The 21,001-nt window shown below is 51.1% G+C and carries 18 protein-coding genes and 2 pseudogenes; 7 read left to right on the top strand and 13 right to left on the bottom strand.

The window, feature by feature from the left end; translation table 11 throughout:
• Positions 1–9 precede the first annotated feature (9 nt).
• Genes PsAD37_RS05405 through PsAD37_RS05395 form a run of 4 tightly spaced genes read right to left on the bottom strand, consistent with a single transcriptional unit; the run spans position 10 to position 3,243 of the window.
• Positions 10–2,280: a Mu transposase C-terminal domain-containing protein gene (locus PsAD37_RS05405; RefSeq protein ID WP_063295276.1), complete on the bottom strand. Its 2,271-nt coding sequence runs from the start codon at positions 2,278–2,280 to the stop codon at positions 10–12.
• The gene (locus tag PsAD37_RS05400; protein ID WP_063295275.1) at positions 2,277–2,732 is read right to left on the bottom strand and encodes a hypothetical protein; all 456 of its coding nucleotides are present in this window, start codon (positions 2,730–2,732) and stop codon (positions 2,277–2,279) included. The genes PsAD37_RS05405 and PsAD37_RS05400 overlap by 4 nt, the downstream gene beginning before the upstream one ends.
• Positions 2,729–2,923 carry a hypothetical protein gene (locus PsAD37_RS27975; RefSeq protein WP_153039677.1) on the bottom strand — a complete coding sequence of 65 codons (195 nt, stop codon included), beginning with the start codon at positions 2,921–2,923 and terminating at the stop codon, positions 2,729–2,731. Before PsAD37_RS27975 ends, PsAD37_RS05400 begins: the two co-directional genes overlap by 4 nt.
• Positions 2,920–3,243, bottom strand: a complete 324-nt coding sequence (locus PsAD37_RS05395) for a helix-turn-helix domain-containing protein (protein ID WP_063295274.1) — start codon at positions 3,241–3,243, stop codon at positions 2,920–2,922. The genes PsAD37_RS27975 and PsAD37_RS05395 overlap by 4 nt, the downstream gene beginning before the upstream one ends.
• A 255-nt stretch (positions 3,244–3,498) precedes the next feature.
• Here PsAD37_RS05395 and PsAD37_RS05390 point away from each other — a divergent pair, with 255 nt between their 5' ends.
• From PsAD37_RS05390 to PsAD37_RS05380, 4 genes and pseudogenes are all read left to right on the top strand, one after another.
• The gene (locus PsAD37_RS05390; protein WP_063295273.1) at positions 3,499–4,152 is read left to right on the top strand and encodes an XRE family transcriptional regulator; all 654 of its coding nucleotides are present in this window, start codon (positions 3,499–3,501) and stop codon (positions 4,150–4,152) included.
• A gap of 213 nt (positions 4,153–4,365) precedes the next feature.
• Positions 4,366–4,710 (top strand): annotated as a pseudogene (locus tag PsAD37_RS05385) (transposase); the annotation flags it as partial.
• A gap of 109 nt (positions 4,711–4,819) precedes the next feature.
• On the top strand, positions 4,820–4,990 hold the full coding sequence (locus PsAD37_RS28650; RefSeq protein ID WP_244272484.1) for a hypothetical protein: 171 nt from the start codon (positions 4,820–4,822) through the stop codon (positions 4,988–4,990).
• Positions 4,932–5,966, top strand: coding sequence for a carbon starvation CstA 5TM domain-containing protein (locus tag PsAD37_RS05380; protein WP_244272483.1), 1,035 nt, complete (start codon positions 4,932–4,934; stop codon positions 5,964–5,966). The genes PsAD37_RS28650 and PsAD37_RS05380 overlap by 59 nt, the downstream gene beginning before the upstream one ends.
• A 118-nt stretch (positions 5,967–6,084) precedes the next feature.
• Here the strand turns inward: PsAD37_RS05380 and PsAD37_RS05375 are convergent, their stop codons facing one another.
• Both PsAD37_RS05375 and PsAD37_RS05370 read right to left on the bottom strand, forming a co-directional pair.
• A complete protein-coding gene (locus tag PsAD37_RS05375) occupies positions 6,085–8,358 on the bottom strand; it encodes a TonB-dependent receptor (RefSeq protein ID WP_208991711.1) in 2,274 nt (757 codons plus the stop codon).
• An 8-nt stretch (positions 8,359–8,366) separates the two neighbouring features.
• The gene (locus PsAD37_RS05370) at positions 8,367–9,695 is read right to left on the bottom strand and encodes an MFS transporter (RefSeq protein ID WP_063295272.1); all 1,329 of its coding nucleotides are present in this window, start codon (positions 9,693–9,695) and stop codon (positions 8,367–8,369) included.
• A gap of 219 nt (positions 9,696–9,914) precedes the next feature.
• Here PsAD37_RS05370 and PsAD37_RS05365 point away from each other — a divergent pair, with 219 nt between their 5' ends.
• Positions 9,915–10,244, top strand: coding sequence for a FeoA family protein (locus tag PsAD37_RS05365; RefSeq protein ID WP_063295271.1), 330 nt, complete (start codon positions 9,915–9,917; stop codon positions 10,242–10,244).
• The gene (gene feoB, locus PsAD37_RS05360) at positions 10,228–12,051 is read left to right on the top strand and encodes a ferrous iron transport protein B (protein WP_063295270.1); all 1,824 of its coding nucleotides are present in this window, start codon (positions 10,228–10,230) and stop codon (positions 12,049–12,051) included. The genes PsAD37_RS05365 and feoB overlap by 17 nt, the downstream gene beginning before the upstream one ends.
• Positions 12,052–12,057: 6 nt before the next feature.
• On the opposite strand, the gene PsAD37_RS05355 is transcribed toward feoB, so the two are convergent.
• The 6 genes from PsAD37_RS05355 to PsAD37_RS05330 all read right to left on the bottom strand — a co-directional run bounded on the left by PsAD37_RS05355 (position 12,058) and on the right by PsAD37_RS05330 (position 19,427).
• Positions 12,058–13,116 (bottom strand): siderophore-interacting protein, encoded by a 1,059-nt coding sequence (locus tag PsAD37_RS05355; protein ID WP_063295269.1) that lies wholly within the window; start codon positions 13,114–13,116, stop codon positions 12,058–12,060.
• A gap of 38 nt (positions 13,117–13,154) precedes the next feature.
• Positions 13,155–13,946 carry an ABC transporter ATP-binding protein gene (locus PsAD37_RS05350; RefSeq protein WP_063295268.1) on the bottom strand — a complete coding sequence of 264 codons (792 nt, stop codon included), beginning with the start codon at positions 13,944–13,946 and terminating at the stop codon, positions 13,155–13,157.
• Complete coding sequence (locus PsAD37_RS05345) at positions 13,946–14,986, bottom strand: iron chelate uptake ABC transporter family permease subunit (RefSeq protein ID WP_063295267.1); 1,041 nt, start codon at positions 14,984–14,986, stop codon at positions 13,946–13,948. Before PsAD37_RS05345 ends, PsAD37_RS05350 begins: the two co-directional genes overlap by 1 nt.
• On the bottom strand, positions 14,983–16,032 hold the full coding sequence (locus PsAD37_RS05340; protein ID WP_063295266.1) for an iron ABC transporter permease: 1,050 nt from the start codon (positions 16,030–16,032) through the stop codon (positions 14,983–14,985). Before PsAD37_RS05340 ends, PsAD37_RS05345 begins: the two co-directional genes overlap by 4 nt.
• Positions 16,032–17,072, bottom strand: a complete 1,041-nt coding sequence (locus PsAD37_RS05335) for an iron-siderophore ABC transporter substrate-binding protein (RefSeq protein ID WP_063295265.1) — start codon at positions 17,070–17,072, stop codon at positions 16,032–16,034. Before PsAD37_RS05335 ends, PsAD37_RS05340 begins: the two co-directional genes overlap by 1 nt.
• 69 nt (positions 17,073–17,141) lie before the next feature.
• Positions 17,142–19,427 carry a TonB-dependent siderophore receptor gene (locus PsAD37_RS05330; protein ID WP_063295264.1) on the bottom strand — a complete coding sequence of 762 codons (2,286 nt, stop codon included), beginning with the start codon at positions 19,425–19,427 and terminating at the stop codon, positions 17,142–17,144.
• Positions 19,428–19,725: 298 nt separating this feature from the next.
• Between PsAD37_RS05330 and PsAD37_RS05325 the strand changes: the two genes are divergently transcribed.
• Positions 19,726–20,364, top strand: coding sequence for a TetR/AcrR family transcriptional regulator (locus tag PsAD37_RS05325; protein ID WP_063295263.1), 639 nt, complete (start codon positions 19,726–19,728; stop codon positions 20,362–20,364).
• On the opposite strand, the pseudogene PsAD37_RS05320 reads toward PsAD37_RS05325, so the two are convergent.
• Positions 20,328–20,822: pseudogene (locus tag PsAD37_RS05320) on the bottom strand (substrate binding domain-containing protein); the annotation flags it as partial. The gene PsAD37_RS05325 and the pseudogene PsAD37_RS05320 sit on opposite strands and share 37 nt — an antisense overlap.
• Positions 20,823–21,001 lie beyond the last annotated feature (179 nt).

The following is a 21,001-nucleotide window of genomic DNA, read 5'->3' as shown; positions in this document are numbered from 1 at the left end:
AAAGGGGCGTCAGGCAGCGGCGCGGAGGAGAGTTCGAAGGCTCTCCGTGTCGATGCCAAGCGCTTCAAAAAGGTCCAGATAAGTCCTGTTGGTCACACAGTCCGACAGGATTTTTTTGTCCAGATCGGTCATCTTTTCAGGATTATCCAGAACCCAGACGGCAAGCTCTTCCTTGGACTTAAATACTGGCCTGCCGGATTTGGTCGTGGGTTGAGGTTTCGGCTCCTGAACTTCAATTGGTTCGGCCATGTGAACCACGTTCGCAGAGCTTTCAGAGGGTTGCATCACCACTGAAACAAGGTCGTCCCCGGTGCGCTCTTCAAAGCCGGGAGCCGAAGCAAACACTTCCATGGGTTGTTCGCCGGAGTGCTCCAGCAGATAGCCAGGGCGTTGTTCCTGTTCGACACGGCGCAGCTTGTCTTCCAGTCGTCTGGCTGCTGTTTTGGCCTTCTTCTCGCGAGCGCTTTCGATAACCGGCTTGGGGAAGTAAGCCTGACTGTTGCCTTCAAACTTGGCAGTGCAGATCAGTGCGCCCGGCGTTTCAGCGCCCTCCACAAAATCAAGTTCGCGCACCCACACCTGACTGGCATCCAGCATGTCATAGCAAACCATGACTTCCCGGCGGTCATAACGTTCAAGCTCCAGAGCGAAGTAACGGTTCTTTTCAATTGTTACGAGGCCACGGGAGACCTTGCGCCGCACTGCCGGACGAGACAGATCATCACTGTCTTCCCGGCTAAGGGTGACAGCCTTGAAGCCATGAGCTTCAAATTGAGCCCAATATTCATTGGGAGACATATGGCGGGTGTTGCCGGTGATGCTTCCACGTACCTGTGGCAGAGCTGAATGAGGCCGGTCATTATAGTATTGCAAAGCCCCGTCAAAAACCTTGAGGAACTGGTCCCAGCTGATGAGCAGCTCGGAAGCACCGGTTTCTTTAAGGTCATTCTTGATTTTCTTGTGCAGCTTCAGTGCCGCTTCCCGGTCAAGATCACGGCCTGTATAACTTGGCAGTGTCTTGGCAAGGCGGGTGTAAACTGATCCGTTGAACCGCTCAATAATACCGCGAGCCTGCGAGTTGTAGGCAATGCTGTGTTCCTTGTGCGTACCAAGGCGGCTCAACATACCCACCGCAGATTCATCCAGCAGCAGGTTCTTGTAGCCCTTACCGTTATCGACATAAAAAACCGCAGGCACCCCGTTTGCCATGCTGGCATTGCGCAGGCCTTCAGAAACGTCATAGGCCTTCTCATTCAGCCCGATGGAGTACCCAACGCATTTGCGGGTCACTATGTCCAAAATGCTGGTGATCTCAGGGCGGATCGGATTGCCGGAAAACGGGTGCCCGACAAACGCATCAAAGGTCTTGCCATCACCGGTATAAATATCGGTTGGCTCCAACCCTTCAGTTGACCGGCTCACATAGACCTTCCGGGCTTTGAGGGCGAGCAGACCTTCACGGCCCTTATAGGCAGCAATCGGGTCGGCCTTCTTCAGCTTGGTCAGATATCGTTTCACCTGATCATAACTTGGAGCCTGTGCAGGATCTTCCAGACTGGCGCGATACTGATCTAGTGCCAGCGCCACGGTTGGCTTGCGCGGGTCTGCATAAAACTTCAAAAAGCCCGGTGCCCATTCGTAACGGGAAGCATTGAGCGCATCTTGCTTGCGTTTGCCGGGGATCAAGCCAGCAAAGCCGCTTTCTTTGAATGCCTTGCGCCAGTTGTAAATAGCGCGGCGGGAAATCCCGGTCCCCTTGTCCTTGGCGGTCCGCACCAGCTTGAGCAACTGCTCTTCATCCGGCGTTAGTACCTCCTGACTCAGCAGTACCTTTACCTTGGCAGTGAGCCCGCACACAGCTTTGTCATAGGCCATGCCGCGCATGACCAGCTGTTCCACCATCTGCAAGATCTGCTTGCGGGCTTCCGCAGCACGGCGCTGTGCCCCGTCAGCATCCGCCAGAGTCACTTTTGTTGGTTTTGGCGTTTTTTCCTGCACAACAGGCACATCAGCGTTAAGGCGTTCAATGTTGAACCGGGCTTCTAACGCTTTGCGGGCAACCTCCGGGAGTAAGTCAATATGGTATTCCCAGCCGCCGCCGCGACCAGAACGTTTACGGGCAAGAGAAGTGGACTGCCAGTCGTGTCTGTCAATAAAGCGGATTACAGATTTGCGATCGCTTTGAGGGAGACCCGGAAGTTTTAAATCTGCCAACTCACGAGCCGTAAGCCACTCACGCTTTGCGCCATTATCAAACAGGGCTGGAACTGTTCCGCTCATTTTAGGCCCTTCCATTCTTTATCTGCTTGCTGGATCATCTTCTTGATGCGCGTTTGCGCTTCTTCCATCAGTTGTCGTTCAATTAAGGGGCGGTACTTACGGTCCACCACAATCATCTCAGTGCGAGCCAACAGCTCGTTGAGCAGCTCTTTTGATTTCAAAACAGAGATGAGACCGATCAGGCGGTACCCGGCAATATTGCTGGCTTCCCGCGCTTCGCTTGCCCATGCGTCCAGACTGTCCCGGCTGATGGGTTCCCCAAGATGCTCAGAAAGGGCCGCCGCGATTTGCTCACGGCTGCGGCCATCTTCTTTCATCGCCTCAGATAGAGCCCGGCAGACCTTGCCGGAAGGGGTTGCAGAACGAACCCGCGCTGGTTCAAAGCGGGCCTCCACCTGTGGCGGTTGCCAGCTCAGTAAATCATCAGTGTGTTGGCAGCGGCGCGTTCTCATAGCGGGTATCCTGCCCGGTAAGAAGCAACTGCTATGCACGACACCCAGCCCCACAGCATAAAGGCAGCAGTGAACATGCCAAGGGCAAGCGCACTGGCAAAGTCTTTAAGGTGATTGTCGTGTCCTGCGTCATAATCAAAGCGATGATAAAACCGCATGGCGACACATCGGGTTGCACGGGCCGTTCTCATGCCGCCGCCTCGGCCTCAGTAAGAGGAGTATCAGCGTGAGATTGCTTTTTCTGACTAGCGCTCGGGCCGTGTTTGTCGCTATTGTAAATCACATGAGCAGAGCGCTTGCGCCGGTTCGGCCATAGCTGCTCTAATGGAATACTGAGATATTTGGAGATAAGCTCCGCACCGCGTCCGGTTCCGGTTTCCAGAGCCTTGGTTAACGTGGTACGGTGCATACCTTCTCTGGCGGCAATTTCGGTGAGCGTCCACTCTTTGCGGTGTAGCTCTGCCTTGATTGAATGCTTGTCCCATTTTACTTGAGGGGCGTGTTTAGCCATTGTATCTCCTTAAAAAGCGGACTGTTGCAGCAGCCGCTTTTTTATTCACCGTGCGACTCACCTTGGTGATTTGCACTTGTTGGTAACGAATGAAGATAGAATAGCTATTTAAAGCTTGCTGTAAAGCTATATATAGCTTGCCACTGTTTATTTTAGCTTTTATTAGCTGCTTGTAGTGTTTTATTTAACACTATCAATAGCTTAATAAAACAGCGGCTCTGTTTATAAAGGGTGGCCGTCAGGCCATTGTTGCAAATGAATAACAATGGCACCTTCTCTGAACGCTTAAAAAAGCTTATGGGCGATGATAGCCGAGCCGAATTTGCGGAAAAATGCAATATTTCGGTTGGAGCACTTAGGAATTATCTGAATGATGGGATGCCGAGTGCAGATAAAGCTTTGAGAATTGCGAGGCTGTTTAACGTCAGCATTGAATGGCTGATTGAGGGCACTCAAATCAGCAAGCTAAATAAAGCTCAATCGGTCGACTTCATTACCATCCCACGCGTTAATGTTCATTTAGCTGCTGGCGGCGGTTCTTTGAACGGTGATAATATTGAGAAGTTAGAAGACATCCCATTCACTAAGAGCTTTTTAGGAGGGAAACTAGGCAGGTCCACAGCGGAAGGCCTGATCATTCTCACCGCAGACGGTGACAGTATGGACCCACTTATCGCTGACGGAGACTTGGTTATGGTCGACAAAAAGCGTAATACGCTTTCAGATGGCGTCTATGCTTTTGTTTACGGCGGATTGGCGCGTGTGAAGTACCTTCGCCCAACGATTCAGGGTGATGTCGAATTGATCAGTCAAAACCCAATACACAAAGACGAGCTGTTGAAGCGCTCTGATCTTGAAGATTTTCATATCATCGGTAAAGTAGTGTGGTGCGGTCATCGCTTCACCTGAACTGGCTTCAAAGCACTCCAATTCAAACGCGTTGCTTTCATTTGCTCATTTTTGACCGTTATATGCACACTTAAGCGCCCATTTTGAATAGATTTCGCGCAACACTGTGCAAAATGATTTTTCCTATCTCAAATGATATAATCTATAAATTTCAACAACTTCATTCATTTCCCCCCACCTACACCTCTATGCAGAATGACAGCCCCCCCCACAGAGGCACTTTCCAAATACGGCAAGCCGGAGATTTTTAACTCTGATCAGGGGTCTCAGTTCACCAGCAGAGACTTCACCGATGTACTCAAACGGGAGGAGATCAAGATCTCCATGGATGGCAAGGGAGCCTGGCGCGACAATGTTTTTATCGAACGGTTCTGGCGCACCATCAAGTATGAGGAAGTCTACCTCAAGGCCTACGCCAGTGTGCCAGAGGCCAGAAAATCCATTAAGCAGTACATCACCTTTTATAACCAGAAGCGCCCACATTCATCGCTTGAACGGAACACCCCGGATCAGGCTTACTGCACCCACCCGCAGCACATAACTCAAGCTGCTGCGTAATCGGAGCGGATCCACTTATAAAAGACGCTCACCTGTCCAAATAAACGGAACCACCTCTATCGTTTGTGGCTGCATCTTTGCAGGCGCAGTGCATGATTACTTCTCCGGCATGTTGTCCGTTCGCAACAAAGGGCAATCCGTCCCGAACCTTGCTGGCAAGTACCTCGGCAGGGGCCGCAAAACACTTCATGAACATCTTTGCAATTGTATTGCTTCTGCTGGTGGGCGTGGTGTTTGTGTCTGCTCCAGCAAGCCTGCTCGGCCGCCTGACTGGTGTTGATGTAACCATCTTCCTGGTTTGCATCTTCGCATACTACCTGATCGCCACCATCGTTCCTGTCGACAAGATCATCGGGCGCTTCTACCCCTTCTTCGGCGCATTACTGGTGTTTATGTCTGTGGGCTTGACGGTCGCTTTGCTGCTGTCCAGCGAACACACCATGCTGCCAGGTGTTGAAGCTGGCGATTTCTTCCAGAACCTGAACCCGAATGACATGCCACTTTGGCCTGCTCTGTTCATCACCATCGCTTGTGGTGCGATCTCCGGCTTCCATGCCACTCAGTCTCCACTGATGGCGCGCTGCATGGAGAATGAACAAAATGGGCGCTTCGTCTTTTATGGTGCGATGATTGGTGAAGGCGTGATCGCGATTATCTGGTGTGCGATTGCTCTGTCCTTCTTCGGCGGCGTTGAAGGTCTTTCTGAAGGCATGGGCGGCAATCCTGCGAACCTTGTTTACGAAGCATCCAACGGTCTTCTGGGCGCGTTTGGTGGCTTCCTCGCAGTACTCGGTGTTATCGTCCTGCCGATCACCTCTGGTGACACCGCTTTCCGTTCAGCACGTCTGATCCTGGCTGAGTTCTTCAACATGCCACAGAACCAGATGCCAAAGCGTTTGTTGCTGGCAATCCCACTGTTCGTTGGCGGTGCACTCCTGACTCAGGTGGATTTCGGAGTGATCTGGCGTTACTTCGGCGTTGCCAATCAAGCAACTGCCGCACTGATGTTGTGGACTACTGCTGCCTATCTGCTGCGTCATAACAAGCTGCATTGGATCTGCACCATTCCGGCAACCTTCATGACTACCGTTGTTGTGACCTTCCTGCTGAACTCCACCAAACTTGGATTCGGCCTGCCTATGACAGTCTCCACCATCGGCGGCATCCTCGCAGCCCTGCTGATTGCCTCAGCAGTCTGGATGAAGGTGAAAGGGAAAGTCGTCGACCACGAAGACGTGCTCGAACCCGGCGAGTAACCCTCCCTCTACTCGCTAAAGCAAAAACAGCGCAGAACCTCTAGTCCCTGCGCTGTTTTTTTGTGTTTATCAGATGGACCTGCCAGCAAGGCAAAGCCCTGTCTCACATTTGCATAACCTAGAACGTCTTGGTGTACTGCAAGAAGACGCGGCGGCCTTCGGCTAGGACGTTGCGGTTACGGCCGGAGCTTGCTGTTACATTGGTCTGCTTGGTATCAAACACATTTTCTACACCAAACTTCACAGTCCCAAAATCTGCAGCGTATTTGGCGCCTGCATTGACAGTGAATGTCTGCTTCAGCTTTAGATCTTCTGACTGCGGGTTCCCGTCATCAACATCTCGCCCGGAGCCGTAGATTGCTTCGCCATGAAGGCTCAAGCCATTCTCAAAGCGGTAGTCTGTATAAAGGGTCGCCTGGAATCGGGAACCAATGCGATTATTCGGCAACGCGTCGTCAAGGTCGCCATCCTCATCATAATCATAAACACCTTCTTTGTAGGCAAGAATAGTTCCAAGGCTCCAATTGGCGTCGATCACAGCTCTTGCATTTAACTCAGCGCCCCAGATGCGCTCTTTTCGCTGCGTTAAAGCACTCGCAGCTGGGTTAAAAGTTAATCCTTTGTCCGTTGTAGAAAGGAAGACAGAAGTTGCTACAGAATATTTACCATTATCGAAGCGTCCACCGATTTCATAATTGTTTACGATGGCTGCCTCAGGCTGTAAATCAGAGAAATTGAACTCAGTCTCCCACTCCACCCAAGTATTTGGATCTAATCGGTTAATACCCAGTGCTGGGTCAAGTGTAACAAGAGGGTCTCTTATGTCTGCTAGTGGGGCTTTGAATTCATAATCAACTGCGCGGCGCGTGAAACCACCTATGTCAGGTACAGAATACCCTTGAGAGAAGCCTGCAAAAAGGTCTAACTCATCTGAGACGTGCATGACACCGCCTAAGTTAAAAACTGTAGCATCATAAACAGCATCTCCCCCTTTCACACTTGCTTCAGGGACATCTAAGATCGGAAAGCCTGGATATTTAATTTGACCTGAAGGACGGGTATAATCACCCACGCTCAAATCATAGCGTTGATAACGAAGGCCACCACGCAGTTCGAACATCTCTCCGAGAGGAACCTTGAGCTGTCCAAAGACTGCAAAAGAGTTTTGCTCCATTGGACCCATGATATCACGGCCATCAGGTAGCTTCTGGGTTACATCTTCGTAGGTAAAGTCGCCCCCGTAGCTGAACTCCAACCCTTCGTAGAGATTGCTGAGATCGCGATCAAATGTTGTGCGAACTCCAACCTGCTTCATGAATACTGAGTTTTGAGAACGGTCCGGATCTGGAGAATAAGTGAACGGATTAGCGTCACTTAATGGAACCAAAGCCGAACGTCTTTCAGTATCGTTGTAAAAAAGTTCTACATTGGCATCACCGAAAAGCCCCAGATCGTAGACATTTAATGTCGCGGTCAGGTTCTTGGCGTCTTCCATCGGGCTCAGCCCTTTATAGAGATCGCTGGTGTTTTGAGAAACCGGGTCCGATGTGAAATCGGAATAGAACTCGATATCTTGCTCCATTTTGAGCAGATTGGCGTAAATCGAGACATCAAATCGCTCAGCTTCAAAACCAACACGACCAGAGATATTGTATTGCTCGATACCAGAGCCACCACCCTGCCCAGTTGCCGGATCTTCTGGTACGCGCGTGCCGTTTCCGGCAAACAAATCACCCGTGTTCTTGAACTGACCATTCAGTTGAATGCTCTTGCCATCTTTCCGGTATCCAGCCTCAACACTCGTGAGCACATGCGCACTATCTTTAACATTCCGCTCACTTGCAGAGATGGTCGTAGAGAAAGACCCACTGAAGCCCTCTTTATCCGCACTCTTGGTGATGACATTGATGATACCGCCTGTACCGCCGTCACCATACACAGCGCTTGCGCCATTGATAATCTCAATGCGCTCAATGCTGTCTGCATCAATGAGGCTGAGCACACGATTTACTTTACGCAGAGAAGATGTACGTGGACTACCATTGACCAAAACTTGTAGTGAGCGCCCGCGGAAAGTTTCCCCTAATCCACTGAGTGTATCATTGCTGAGATTCAACCCCGGCACATAACGTCCTAAAGCTGTCGTGATATCTCCGTTCGCAGCGACCGCTTGTTGCAGTTCTTCGCCGGAGATCACTTGCACCGTGCCCGGGATCGAGGAGATGGATTCCTCGGTGCGGCTGGCGGTTACGACGACGGTTAGGTCGGTGTCGTCTTCGATGGCATCCTGTGCAGTTGCGATGGATGCTGTTTGAAACATTGCGAAAGGCGCGACGGTGCACAGTAGCACTCGCGCGAAGGAACCTTTGTTCCCCATAGCGACGCATTTCATATTGCCCCCTAAGTTTTTATCGGTGATGTTGTTGAAAGATCTGCATCTTCGGCAGTTTGTTGCCCCTTGCCGATGGATGCTTTTTTGAAGAAGTGCATGCTTGCCAGAATGCCTGCGACTGAGCAGACAGTTGCGAGCGAGAAGAGGATGCCGTAGCCGGAATGCTGCGCGATAAAGCCAGCTGCTACGCTACCCAGCATGTAGACGAATAGATTTGCGCAGCTGAGAATGGTGAAGTCGGTACCAGCTTGCTTGAGCGAACTGACGCGCATGAATGCGCTGTAAAGACCAACGATTTCCATGTAGCGGATGAAGGTGTTGGCGGCAGAAAGGCCAACGAGCACTGCGACACCGCGATAGTCCAGCAAAGCTACAGATGCATAGCCGAGGAAACACAAAGTCCTCAAAGTGCCAATAAGCCAGAGGAACTGCATCAGGCCAGCTCGTTTGATCAGCACCACAGCAATCGCTGAACCGCCCAAGCCAACGCAAGCGGCTGCGCCTCCGCTAACCATTCCGATCTGAGAAAGAGAAAAGCCGAAGTCCACCAGAAACGCTTGCTCAACGCCTTTGACGAGCCCCTCAGGCAGGCGGAACAGCAGTGCAAAAAACAACAGCATCAACGTGTTGTTGCGCTTTACAAATCCAATGATCGATGGCCGTGGTTTACTTTCTCCATCGACACCTTTGTCTTTCCGTGGGTTTTCCTTGAAGAAAAGCAGTGGCAGCAAAGTGAGAAATGACAGGCCAGCAGCTGTTTTAAGAGCAAAGCTCCACCCCCACAGATCATGCAGGAACAGAGACAGAGAACCACCGATCAACACACCTGCGGCAACACTGCCTCCCTGGACTGCATTGCCAAGGGGCTGGTCTTTCGGGGCGAGGTGTTCAACGGCAAAGCCATCTGTCGCAATGTCCTGTGTAGAGGAGGACAGCGCCAGAACCATCAGTAATGGAAACAGGATGTGCAGTTGCTCGGCGACATTGAGTGTTGAAAGGTAAGTGATGATGCCCACGGAGATAAGCTGCATCGGGATGATCCAGCTTCGGCGTCTTCCAAAGGCAGCGAAGGAATAACGGTCAACAATTGGCGCCCAGAGGAACTTGACAACCCAGGGCAGCATCAAAAGTGCCATAGAGCCAATGCTGACAAGACTGATGCCTTGTGCGCGGAAGATCGCCGGCATGGCTGCAGCGACAAGATAAACCGGAATAGCCTGAGCCACATAAAGCCCCGCCAGCACGATAATGACTGAACGGGCTGTACGATCACCTTGCTCGTTGTGTGAAGTTGCGCGCGCCTGCCCTGCAATATGGGCACTGCTGTCGTTAGCCATTTTCTACCTAGCACTCAACGGCCTGGCTCGAACGAGTCGTTCTGGCTAACCAACTAATGATTTTTAACTAGAGAATTACACTCATATTTTCAATCACTACTTGCAAGTTATTCGCAATTAGATCTTACGGAGAAATTACAATATTTTCTGCTTTAGCTAAGTTTTCAAGCCAGCGGCAACACCCTTCTAACCAGTTTGCAGAGAGGAGCTTGTGTATTTATGAGTTTAAACCTCAACTTCATCCCGACGCCCCAAGAACAGATTATGAGCAGTGCACCGAAAACACGCAGTCTCGATCACCTTCTCAAAGGCGAAAGAGCCATTGTGCGCGGGATCGAGAGCGAGGAAACATCTGATGGACGCGCTCTGGTCGTTCGCCTGAACACACTGGGGATCAACATTGGGAAGGAAGTCAGCGTTATGCGGCTGGCTTGGTTGGGTGGCCCTATGTTGCTTCGGGTCAATCAGGTAACACAGGTTGCGATCCGACGTTCTGAAGCACGTTGCGTTGTTGTGGAGGAGATCAAAGGCGATGAACCCTCGGCCTGAGGCAGGTGCCCAGAGTACCCCACGTATTGCACTTATCGGTCAGCCAAACACTGGCAAATCCATGCTTTTTAATCGCATCACTAACGCCCGCGCCTCCGTTGGCAACTGGCCAGGCATCACAGTTAATGTGATGCGCGCGCGCGTGCCTTTAGCAGGGCGAAACGTGGAATATGTTGACCTGCCGGGTATTTATAATCTGGAAGGTGGGTCTGAAGACGAAGCCATCGTGAACCGGTTTTTGACAAAATTTCCGATTGATCTGGTTATTATCGTTATCAATGCAGCGCAGATTGAACGACAGATCCTGATGCCTTTGCAAGTGAAAACGCTGGGACTGCCTGCTGTTGTCATGCTCAACATGTGCGATGAAGCTCATAAGCTCGGCATCACGTTTGATCTTGAGCAGTTGCAGAATTCTCTTAAGATGCCTGTGGCTTTGATCAGCGCCAAATACGGCACTGGCTTTGACGATGCCATGAAACAAGTCTCGAACAGTTTAAGCTCTGACTTTGCCAGCAAGCCGGTTCTGGCGGACTATGACTCGCTGTTCAAAACACTGATGACTGAGGAAACGCTCGATGATGCTTTGAAAGGTTGCGTGACCCTCCCCAAAATCTGGCCGAAAACACTGACAGAAAAGCTGGATCAGCTGTTTTTGCATCCGCTGCTGGGCCTGCCCATGTTCTTCCTCAGCATGTTGGTTATCTTCTCCGTGATTTGGGAGATTGGCCTTCCCTCTCAGGATCTTGTGAGCCGAGGTGCTGATTGGGTACAAACGATACTGCTGGAGCCGGGTTTGGCCTGGGCGCCTGTCTGGCTCAATAGCTTCCTGATCAATGGTATATGGCTTGGTCTGTCGACGGTCGCATCATTTGTGCCGCTTCTTGTGCTCTTCTTCTTTTGCATGGCCGCTGTTGAAGATAGCGGGTATCTGGCGCGTGCTGCCTTTTTGATGGATGCTCTGATGCGCCGCGTTGGGCTGGATGGCCGCGCTTTTGTGATGCAAATGATGGGATTTGGCTGCAATGTACCTGCATTAATGGGCACGCGGGTCATGCGCACCCGCTCGTTGCGTCTACTGGCAATGCTGGTTATTCCATTTTCGCTCTGCTCTGCGCGCCTAGCTGTGTTCGTTTTTATTATCAGTGCCACCTTTCCCAGTTCCAAAGGTGCACTAGTGTTGTTCTCCTTTTACGTGATCAGCTTCCTCGCTGCTTTTTCAACGGCTGCCATTTTCAGCTTTTCCAAGCAGTTCAAGAGCCAGGAACCCTTCTTGTTGGAGATACCCCCTTATCGGATTCCGACAGTCAAACAGGTTTTACTCAGAGGTTGGGGTGAGGTACGTGAGTTCATCAGAAGAGCTTCACGGTTTATTATCATCGGCTGCATTCTGGTTTGGTTGTTGACAAACCTGCCAGTTGGCGCGGAAGGATTGAGCACCTATGGTGGCCAGCTAGGTGTCTTACTTCAGCCGATCATGGAGCCAATCGGCATCAATCCATATCTCACTCTGGCACTGATCTTCGGTTTCATCGCCAAAGAGATCGTCATCGGATCTTTGTCTACAATCTACGCATTATCTGCCAGCGGTGTTTCTCAAGCCATTTCGATGAGTGTAACACCCCTGGAAGCCTATAGTTTCTGCTTGTTCTGCCTGCTTTACACGCCTTGTCTAACGACCATTGCGACAGTGCATTCAGAAGGAAAGTCTTGGCAGTTCACCAGTTTCTCGCTGATCTTGTCTCTAAGCTATGCCTGGCTGGTGTCATTCCTGTTTTACCAAGGCGCAAAGCTCTTTGGGTTTTAGGAGAGCTTATTCCTCCTCCCAAAACCCCGCGATGTAGCAGTTGTCGGCTTTGAAACCAACTTCATTACGGAAATACTTGCGCGCTTTCTTGGCAGTTTTCTTTTCCGCAGCAAACCAGAGGAATGCCTCCTGAACCTCAGGGATTTCTATTTGTTTTGCAGCTTCAAATAATCCGTCATGACCATGAGTATCCCGATAAATCCATTCAAGGCTCATTGTCTCAGGTAACGGGATCGGTGCTTCCATGCCTTTTTTTGAAACACTAATGATCACTGCACCTTTCGTACCTGCAGGAGAACTTTCGAGAATGCGTGAGATAGCTGGAATGGCTGTTTCATCTCCGGCAAGCAACAGATACTTGGCCTCCGGAATCCACCCGCCACCAGGGCCAAGTAGACCAACCTTGTCCCCTTCGTTAACGCGAGCTGCCCACTCCGCTGTCGGCCCGCCTTCATGCAGGAAAACATCAAAGTCGATAGTCTGTGCTGACTTATCGAACTGGCGAACAGTGTAGACAGGGCGCATCAATTCATAATCACCCTCAGGCCAGACCGTGTGGCCTTTGTCATCCCAATAGGGCCATCTGGCTTCAAAACCCAGGTTTTTTGAGAACAACAGACGAAAATGCAAGCCACCTTCAAAGAAGCGCTGAATGCCCTCTGCTGAGACCGTTACCCGGATAAAATTGGAGCTGAAAGCAGCTGTTTTAACGACCTGAACTTCAAGAAAATTGGGAGGGTGAACACCCGCTGTGAAGTCCCCAGCCCAGATCATTTGAGGTGGAATGTTTATGTCAATGTGGCCAATAAGATGCTCGACACTCTCTTTGACAAGATGCAGTGCCTCTTGAGATGGTGCTGAGATCACCAGCTTTGCCTCTGCATCCGCCTTCAGAAACTCAACCATTCCGACTGGAGAATTCACGCGGTAGTGGGTACTGGTAATTTCTTCCAGCGTCAGATTATGGAGTTTTGCTTCGGCAGCAAAAAGCACAATGGCTTTGGCAAACTCGATACCGGGAATGAGGCTTTCGATCTTATGAAGTTCTGTTGCAGTGGTTGTCATCAAAGTGCTCGTCTTGTTTTATCAAAATATTGTTGGCATCAAGCTGGAACAATCAGCGGGGTTCCCTTCACCGGATCAGGCATCACATAGCACTCCAGACCAAAGGTTGATTTCATGATGTCTTGTGTGACGACCTTGTCAGCACTGCCCTGCGCTTCGATTTGCCCGTTCTTCATCACCACAAGATGATGAGCATAGCGTGCTGCGAGGTTGATATCGTGCAACACAGCGACGATTGTCATTTGCTGTTCTTCATTGCATCGCTTCAACAACTCAAGCAGTTCAATCTGGTGTGCAAGGTCAAGAAAAGTCGTTGGTTCATCCAGCAACAACAGATCAGTCTCCTGTGCCAGCGCCATTGCAATCCAGACACGTTGCCGCTGACCGCCAGACAGCGAACTGAAAGCTTTGTCACGCAGCTCAGTAATTTTTGTCATGTCCATCGCATTTTGAATGGCCACTTCATCCTGCCGCGACCATTGCTGCCAGACGGACTGGTGAGGCGTACGACCGCGACTTACAAGATCACCAACCGTGATGCCTTCGGGTGCAACAGGCATCTGGGGCAAAATACCGAGGCGCTTGGCAACCCCTCGGGTGGGCTGCTTATGGATGGATTTACCATCCAGCAACACAGTACCCGCACTCGGCTTTTCCAATCGAGCCAATGACCGCAGGAGTGTCGATTTTCCGCAGGCATTCGGGCCAATCACAACCGAAATCTGCCCTTTCGGAATTGCCAGGTTAAAGTCCTTAAGGACAACATGGGATCCAAACGAGAGCCCTAGATCCCTGGCTTCCAGCGGCGTGTTTTCTTGAGGCTCAAGCATTAGATGAGGTTCCGTTTTGCCTGCCGGGCAAGCAACCAAATAAGATAGGGAGCACCGATAAGAGCTGTAAAAACACCCGTCGGCATTTGAAAAGCTGCAACCAATGTGCGTGCAGCGGTGTCAGATAGCAACGTGACGAGAATACCAATCCCAGCCGCAAGGATAAGCGCTGACGATGGAGTTCTGGAAAGCTGGCGAGCTATTGGGCCAGAGACAAAGGCCACAAAAGGGATTGGGCCAGCAACCGCAACAGCTGTTGCTGTCATGACCACAGCAACAGCAACCAGAAGCAACCGCAGGCCATTCACTTTGAGGCCCAAGCCCGCTGCTAGGTCCTCATCGAAGGCGAGCCTGTCCAAAAAGTACTGCAGCACAACACCCAGTGCGCCCAGAACAACAAATGCGATGGCAACCGGTGTTATGTCTTCGCATTGCACCTGCCCAAGACTACCGACGAGCCATTTTGCCATGTCAGATGCGCGCTGAATATCAAGCTGAGACATGAGAAAATCAGCACAGGCCAGTAGAGTGAACCCAATGCCAATGCCAACCATGATCAACCGGAACAGATCCAGCCCGCGGTGCCAGGACAGTGCGACAACAAGAAGCGCCGTCAACACTCCACCAGCCACTGCCCCCCAAAACACGTAGGCCGCAGATCCAAACAGGAAGATCGTCAACAATGCGCCAAACGCAGCGCCTGCATTGAACCCGAGCACATCCGGCGATGCCAGCGGATTACGCATAAGTGCCTGAAAGATTGCGCCGGACATGCCCATAAGACCGCCCACAAACACTCCGACGAGAATACGCGGCATCCGCACATCCAGAAGGATGAGTTGGTCCACACCACCTTCCCCGCTGAAGAACAGCGGAACGATACGGTTTGCTGAGATTGGATAAGCTCCAAGCCAATGCGCAGCAAACAGTGCAACTAAGCTGAGTACCAGAAAGACTGCACCCACCACAGCACTGCGCTTACGCATGAGCAATGCACCGCCGGGTAAGGGCACGACGAGATGATGACCGAGTAACTTCATGGAGACATCATCCTTGTTTTTCTGAGGAGATAAACGAAGAACGGACCACCTACTAATGCCACTGTGACGCCAATTTGCAGCTCACGCCCTTCCAACACTATTCGGCCAAGGATGTCTCCCGAAAGCACAAATAGCGCGCCCAGCAGAGCTGAGATCAGCAGCAACCAAGCGCTGTCCGCTCCACTAAAACGTCGTGCAACATGCGGCACAACAAGCCCTACAAACGCGACTGGCCCAGCCAATGCGACGGACCCGCCCGAAAGGCAGACCACGACAAACAAACTCAGTCCTTTGACAAAGCCCATTTTGGTGCCAAGGGACTTCGCTGAATCCTCACCAAGCGATAAAGCGTTGAGCCAACGCCCGAGAATAAGACAGGCCAGAAAACCAACAGCAAAGAACGGCCAGACTTGGAGTAGAATTTCCGGCTTCACACCTTGCAGTGACCCAACGACCCAGAAGCGATAGGTCTCCAGCGTTTGCTGGCTGACCAGCAATACACCGCGCACCAATGCCAAAAGGAACGAGCTGACAGCAGCTCCAGCCAAAGCCATACGCAAAGGGCTGGCACCGCCCTGCCCCAGATTGGCAAGCCCGTACACCGCAACACTCACCACAAATGCACCAGCCATCGCGGGCCAGATGAACATTCCAGCAGCTGAAATGCCCGCTCCCCAAATGGAAAGCACAACGGCCATGGAGGCACCGGCATTCACACCGAACAGCCCTGGATCAGCCAGCGGGTTGCGGGTTACGATCTGCATGATGGCACCAGCCATTGCCAGAGATGCACCAATCAAAAGCGCACCAATAAGCCGTGGCACACGCATTTCCAAAATCACAATATGATCCGGATTATTCAGATCAGTTGCCAGCAAAGCATCACTGATTGCCGAGAGTGGGACTGCCCGCACACCTGCGCCAAGCGACAGCACAGACAAAGCAATCAAAATGGCTACAAACGCAAGTGACCAGCCACCTCGAGACTGACCGGAGTCAGCAAGACTATCACTAGTCCCAACTCGTTGAGCGGATTCAGCAAACATCACTGCCCCTCCATTTGCTGTGCACGGGTGATGCCTGCTTCAACCGAAGTTGCAACAGGTGTTGCCGAGTTGCCATCAATCGCCGCTGCGATAAGCGGTTCCAGCTGATCTAAAGCAAAGCTCAGACTGAGCGGTGAGGAATGCGAGAGGGCAGCAGCGATCATAGGCGTTGCCACCACCTCACGGCCTTCATTGTAGACGCGCATTGTTGGTCGGAGCCGCAAAGTGTTGATTTGGGAGGCACCTGAGCCAAAGTCGAGCCAGATCAGCACATCCGTATCAATCGGATCCAAATCCTCTGGCGAGACACGAACATAAAAAAGATCGCTGCGAACAAGCGCCTCTACTTTTTCGGAGACAACAAACCCAAGATCGCTCAGGAAACGCCCACGCAAATCTGACGAAGGATAGGCCCCGATATCTCCCGGCCAAACAACCACGGCAGATTTGCCGAGCCATGTCGGATTGCGTGCCTTAATGGCAGAAAAGCGAGCTTCCAGATCCTGCACCACTTGCTCACCTTTTGCAGTACGCCCAACAGCCTTCGCTATTGTGCGTGTCATCTGCTGCCACGGCGTTCCGTAATCCCCGAAGCGCGCTTCAGGCACGAGAACGGGCGCAATCTGCGAGAGTATCTTGTACTGAGAACGGGTCATTCCAGACCACAAACCCAAGATCAGATCAGGTTTCATAGCAGCGATCTGCTCCACATTGATCTCACCCCACATGACTGTCGGCTTGGCATCCCCCAGAGCAGGTTGCGCCCAAGGCCAGACACCACTCGGGTAGCTACCATACCAACGCCGAAGGGCTACCGGCTTCACTCCCAACGCCAGAAGGAAGTCATGCCCAATGAAACTGACAGAAACGATCCGCTTGGGCTCTGCTGTGACTGTCGTTGTCCCATACTGATGCTCAAAAACCACCGGAAACTCAGCTGCTGTCGTCTGCTGAATGCCCAGCAGGCTTACAGCAAGACACAGCAAACCGCTGTACAACAACAGCTCTATCTTCTTGATGCATGCGTGGATGGTTTGCATGTCACTCTCACAAAACCAGCCACGGACCGTAAAGCCCGTGGCGTCAACGTATTTACTGATTGAGAAGCTCTAGAAAGTACTGGTCAACTGCAACCGCAGCTCACGTCCCTTGCCATATGTACAATTGTGGGAGTCCATAATCAGACTTGTAGGTACAAGCGATGCAAGTGTCGCTTTACCGCAATGACTAATATATGACTTGTCTGCAAGATTCCGGCCTGTGAAAGAGAGTTTGAAGTTTTGATACTCATAACTCACGGCCGCATCCAGGAGTGTCACCGGATCAAGCTTAATCGCGTTCTCATTGTCACCATATCGGTCTCCCAGATATCGCGCTCCAGCGGCAACGCTCAAACCATCTAACCAGGTATTTTCCGCAAAGTCGTATTTGAGCCAGAGGGAGCCTGCATGTTCTGGAATGCGCTCAAGTTGATTTCCTAAAAGAGCCGAAGTTGTATCTTTTGTGACTTCAGTATCCAGATAGGTGTAACTGCCGAGCGCAGACAAACCACTGTATAGCTCAACTGCACCTTCAAACTCCAAGCCACGCACCCTGACCTCTCCGGCCTGGATCGACGCTGGCACAGGTCCTGCGTGGTTCGGGTCATTTGTCAGAACATTATCTTTTGTAATTTGAAACCCGGCTACGCTGAAGAAACCGTCAAAACTCGTGGGAGCATACTTGATGCCAACTTCAAACTGCTTTGCGTAAGTCGGTTTGAAGGCTCTACCCTCCTTGGTCGTTCCAGCAGGAGGAGCATCAAAGGATGTGCCATAGCTCGCGAAAGGTGTGATACCGTAATCACTCACATATGAGAGACCAATACGCCCGGTAAACGTACGATCAAATGTTTGCTCATCCGCCACTGCGGCAAATGGCTCAGGTCTTTGCCCTTTGGTGTCTCGCTCTAGCCAATCATGACGAACATTTAAATCAAGCCGGAACTTATCAAGTATCTTGGAATTTGCTGCAGCATACAATCCGGTTTGCGTGACAGTTTGATCTGAGAACCCTGTATAGTCACTCAACAAAGCCGCGTTAATTCCTGGCAGGCTAGGTAGGAGTTTTGTAATTTGGCCCGTAAAGAGGTTCTTTTCTCCGGCATACCCGCTTCCTAGATCAGCTTCGGAATAGCCTTTATAGTAATCCAGACCCGCAATAAATTGCGTCTCAACAGCCCCAAATGTGGCATCAAACTTGAGTGCGGTATCAATGGATCCCTGATAGCCAGTTTCTTCGACTTCGTTTTTGACAAGAACAACGGTATCGACACCGGACGCCTTCGGAGCTCCATCTGCTAAAAGCGTGTCAAAGTCTATTGCGCCACCATTGTAAGCACCATCATAGGTAATCTTATTATAAGCCAAGCGTGCACGCTGATAGAACTCAACGCCATTGTCGAACTGGTGATCAAGCTCATAACCAACATAGTGCTGGTCGCGGTTCAGCCCTTTGCGATCCGGATCACCGGCAAATGTGTTGTAGTCAAAACTACCCTGACTATTTGGCAGCAGAGTTCCATGTTGCGGCAGTATCTGCCAGCTCTCACCCTGAAAATCTTTCTGGTATTGAGCAAGCAATGTAAGCTTGGTGTTATCGCCAAGTTTTGCAGTTATGGATGGAGCAAAATAAAGCCGGTCATCATTTACGTGATCCACTTGAGTATCTGACAAACGGCCAACCCCAACCAACCGATAGCTAATTGGGGAGTCTTCTGAGAGGGAGCCTGTTACGTCTGCGGCAAGTTGTTTACGGTTGTTGTTTCCATAGGTTGCTTGAAAAATCGCAGAAAAATCTTCTTGCGGTCGCTTTGTGACAGTGTTGACCAAGCCACCTGGCTGGTTCGCACCAAACAAATCGGAGGACGGGCCACGCAACACTTCAACGCGCTCGACACCAAATGGCTCAATGTTCCAGCCACCCCAGGCAAAAATTCGCAACGGCAACCCATCGCGGTAGTTAAGCCCACCAACAGCGCTTTCAAAACCACGAATTGCATAGTTATCGTAACGAAGATCAAATCCGTAGATCGCAGGTACAACACCGGCGCTGTAGGAAATCGCATCTACAATAGATTCAGCGCCCTGATCTTCCATCTGCTGAGAGGAAACCACCGAAACAGAACGCGGTGTTTCCTCGATCGGCAAACCAATACGGCCAGCACTCGCTGTCTCAGTTGGGACATAACCTAAAGTTGGCGCCAACGCGTCTTCGGCAACGGAAGAGCCGTATACAACAACTTCATCCAGATCTTGATTGGGAGGATCCGCCTCTTGCGCGTTCACGATTCCAGCAAACAGCAGCAAGCTAATGGAGGAGCCAGACAGAAGCGCAGACTTGTAGTGGATGCCCATGTTTCAAACACCTATCCCACTGATAATCGCTCCAAAGGTGTCTGGCTTCTGGCTTGACGGTTAATTAGGATGGAGCGCAACCATTTGATTTTTTGAAATTTTTAGAAATTGCGACAGCTTCCGGCCTAACGATCAAAAAGTTGAGCAATAACTCGATTTTTATTCCAATAGATAATATGACTTTATAAATCAAGTTATTCAGTGAGTATATCTGCTAATTTGATTCTTAAGGGCTTGCCACCGGAAATCTTGTTGTGCAGAACACGGAAAAGCGAGATTTACAAAGGACAGCCAGCCCATGCCATCCATGAACGCACAATCACTCGCTTTGCGAAAGAAAGCCAAACAGCAGCGCTCACGAGAAAAAATCGAGCTGATCCTACAGACAACGCTGGATATGCTGAGCGAAGGTCAGGTGGATAAGATCAACACCAATGAGATTGCCCGCCGTGCTGGCGTCAGTGTGGGGTCGCTCTACAACTTCTTTCCCAACAAACAATCCATTCTTTATGAGCTGTTTCGCCGTTGGCTAGAAAACGCCTTGACCGGACTGGATGACCTGGATGTACGCTATAATGGCAGTGAGCCAATCCGGGACTATATCGATGATATGTTCGAGCAAATTGCGATCAATGCACAAGCGAACACTGCAGGCCATTGGCAGCTTCGCCGCTCCATGAACTCCTCCAAAGAATTGTCGGAGCTTGAAGAAGCGCACATGGACCAAATTCTGGCACGCTTCATCCGTATCCAGAAAAAATTTGGCCGCCAACTCCCAGACAACCCGCACCGCCTCGCCTATCTCCAAAACCTCGTCAGCGTCTCCTGCCTCAACATCGTCGCCCTCACAGCAGACGAACAAGAACGCAAAACCGTCATGCACTGGTGCAAAAAACTACTCTATCTGGTGTTTGATGTTGAGAGGCTGGAAGGGTAGAGCTCCTTATCCCAATAAGGTTCATCGCCTCCGATCTCTTTGGAGATGAAGTCGATGAAGCTACGGGTTTTGGTGGGGAGGTATTGGCGGGCGGGGTAGACGGCGTACATGTTTTGGGTTGGTAAGGTGTATTCTGGCAAGACTTGGCGTAACTCTCCTGATCTTAAGTAGTCACCTGCAGCGAAGGTGGTCAGTCGACCGATCCCGCAACCTCCCAAAACTGCGATTGTGAGAGCATCGCCATTGTTGACCTGAAAATTACCGGAGGCTTCAATTTTGACTTGTCCATCAGGACCTTCCAGCGTCCATTCTTGCTGATCACTAAAATATGCGTAATGCAGGCAGTTATGGTGGTGCAGATCTTCTGGGATTACCGGCACTCCGAACTCTTCCAGATAGCTTGCAGAGGCTGCCAAAATGTTGCGGCACGGCGCTATCTTTCGAGCGATTAAGGACGAGTCCTGAAGGCGCCCTCAGAGGTGGTTCCGTTTATTTGGACAGGTGAGCGTGTTTTATAAGTGGATCCGCTCCGATTACGCAGCAGCTTGAGTTATGTGCTGCGGGTGGGTGCAGTAAGCCTGATCCGGGGTATTCCAGTCAAGCGATGAATGTGGGCGCTTCTGGTTATAAAAGGTGA

The organism is Pseudovibrio sp. Ad37 (genome assembly GCF_001623075.1).
GTDB lineage: Bacteria > Pseudomonadota > Alphaproteobacteria > Rhizobiales > Stappiaceae > Pseudovibrio.
Note: the sequence above shows the minus strand (reverse complement) of the source record. Positions and strands in the feature narration are given on the sequence as shown.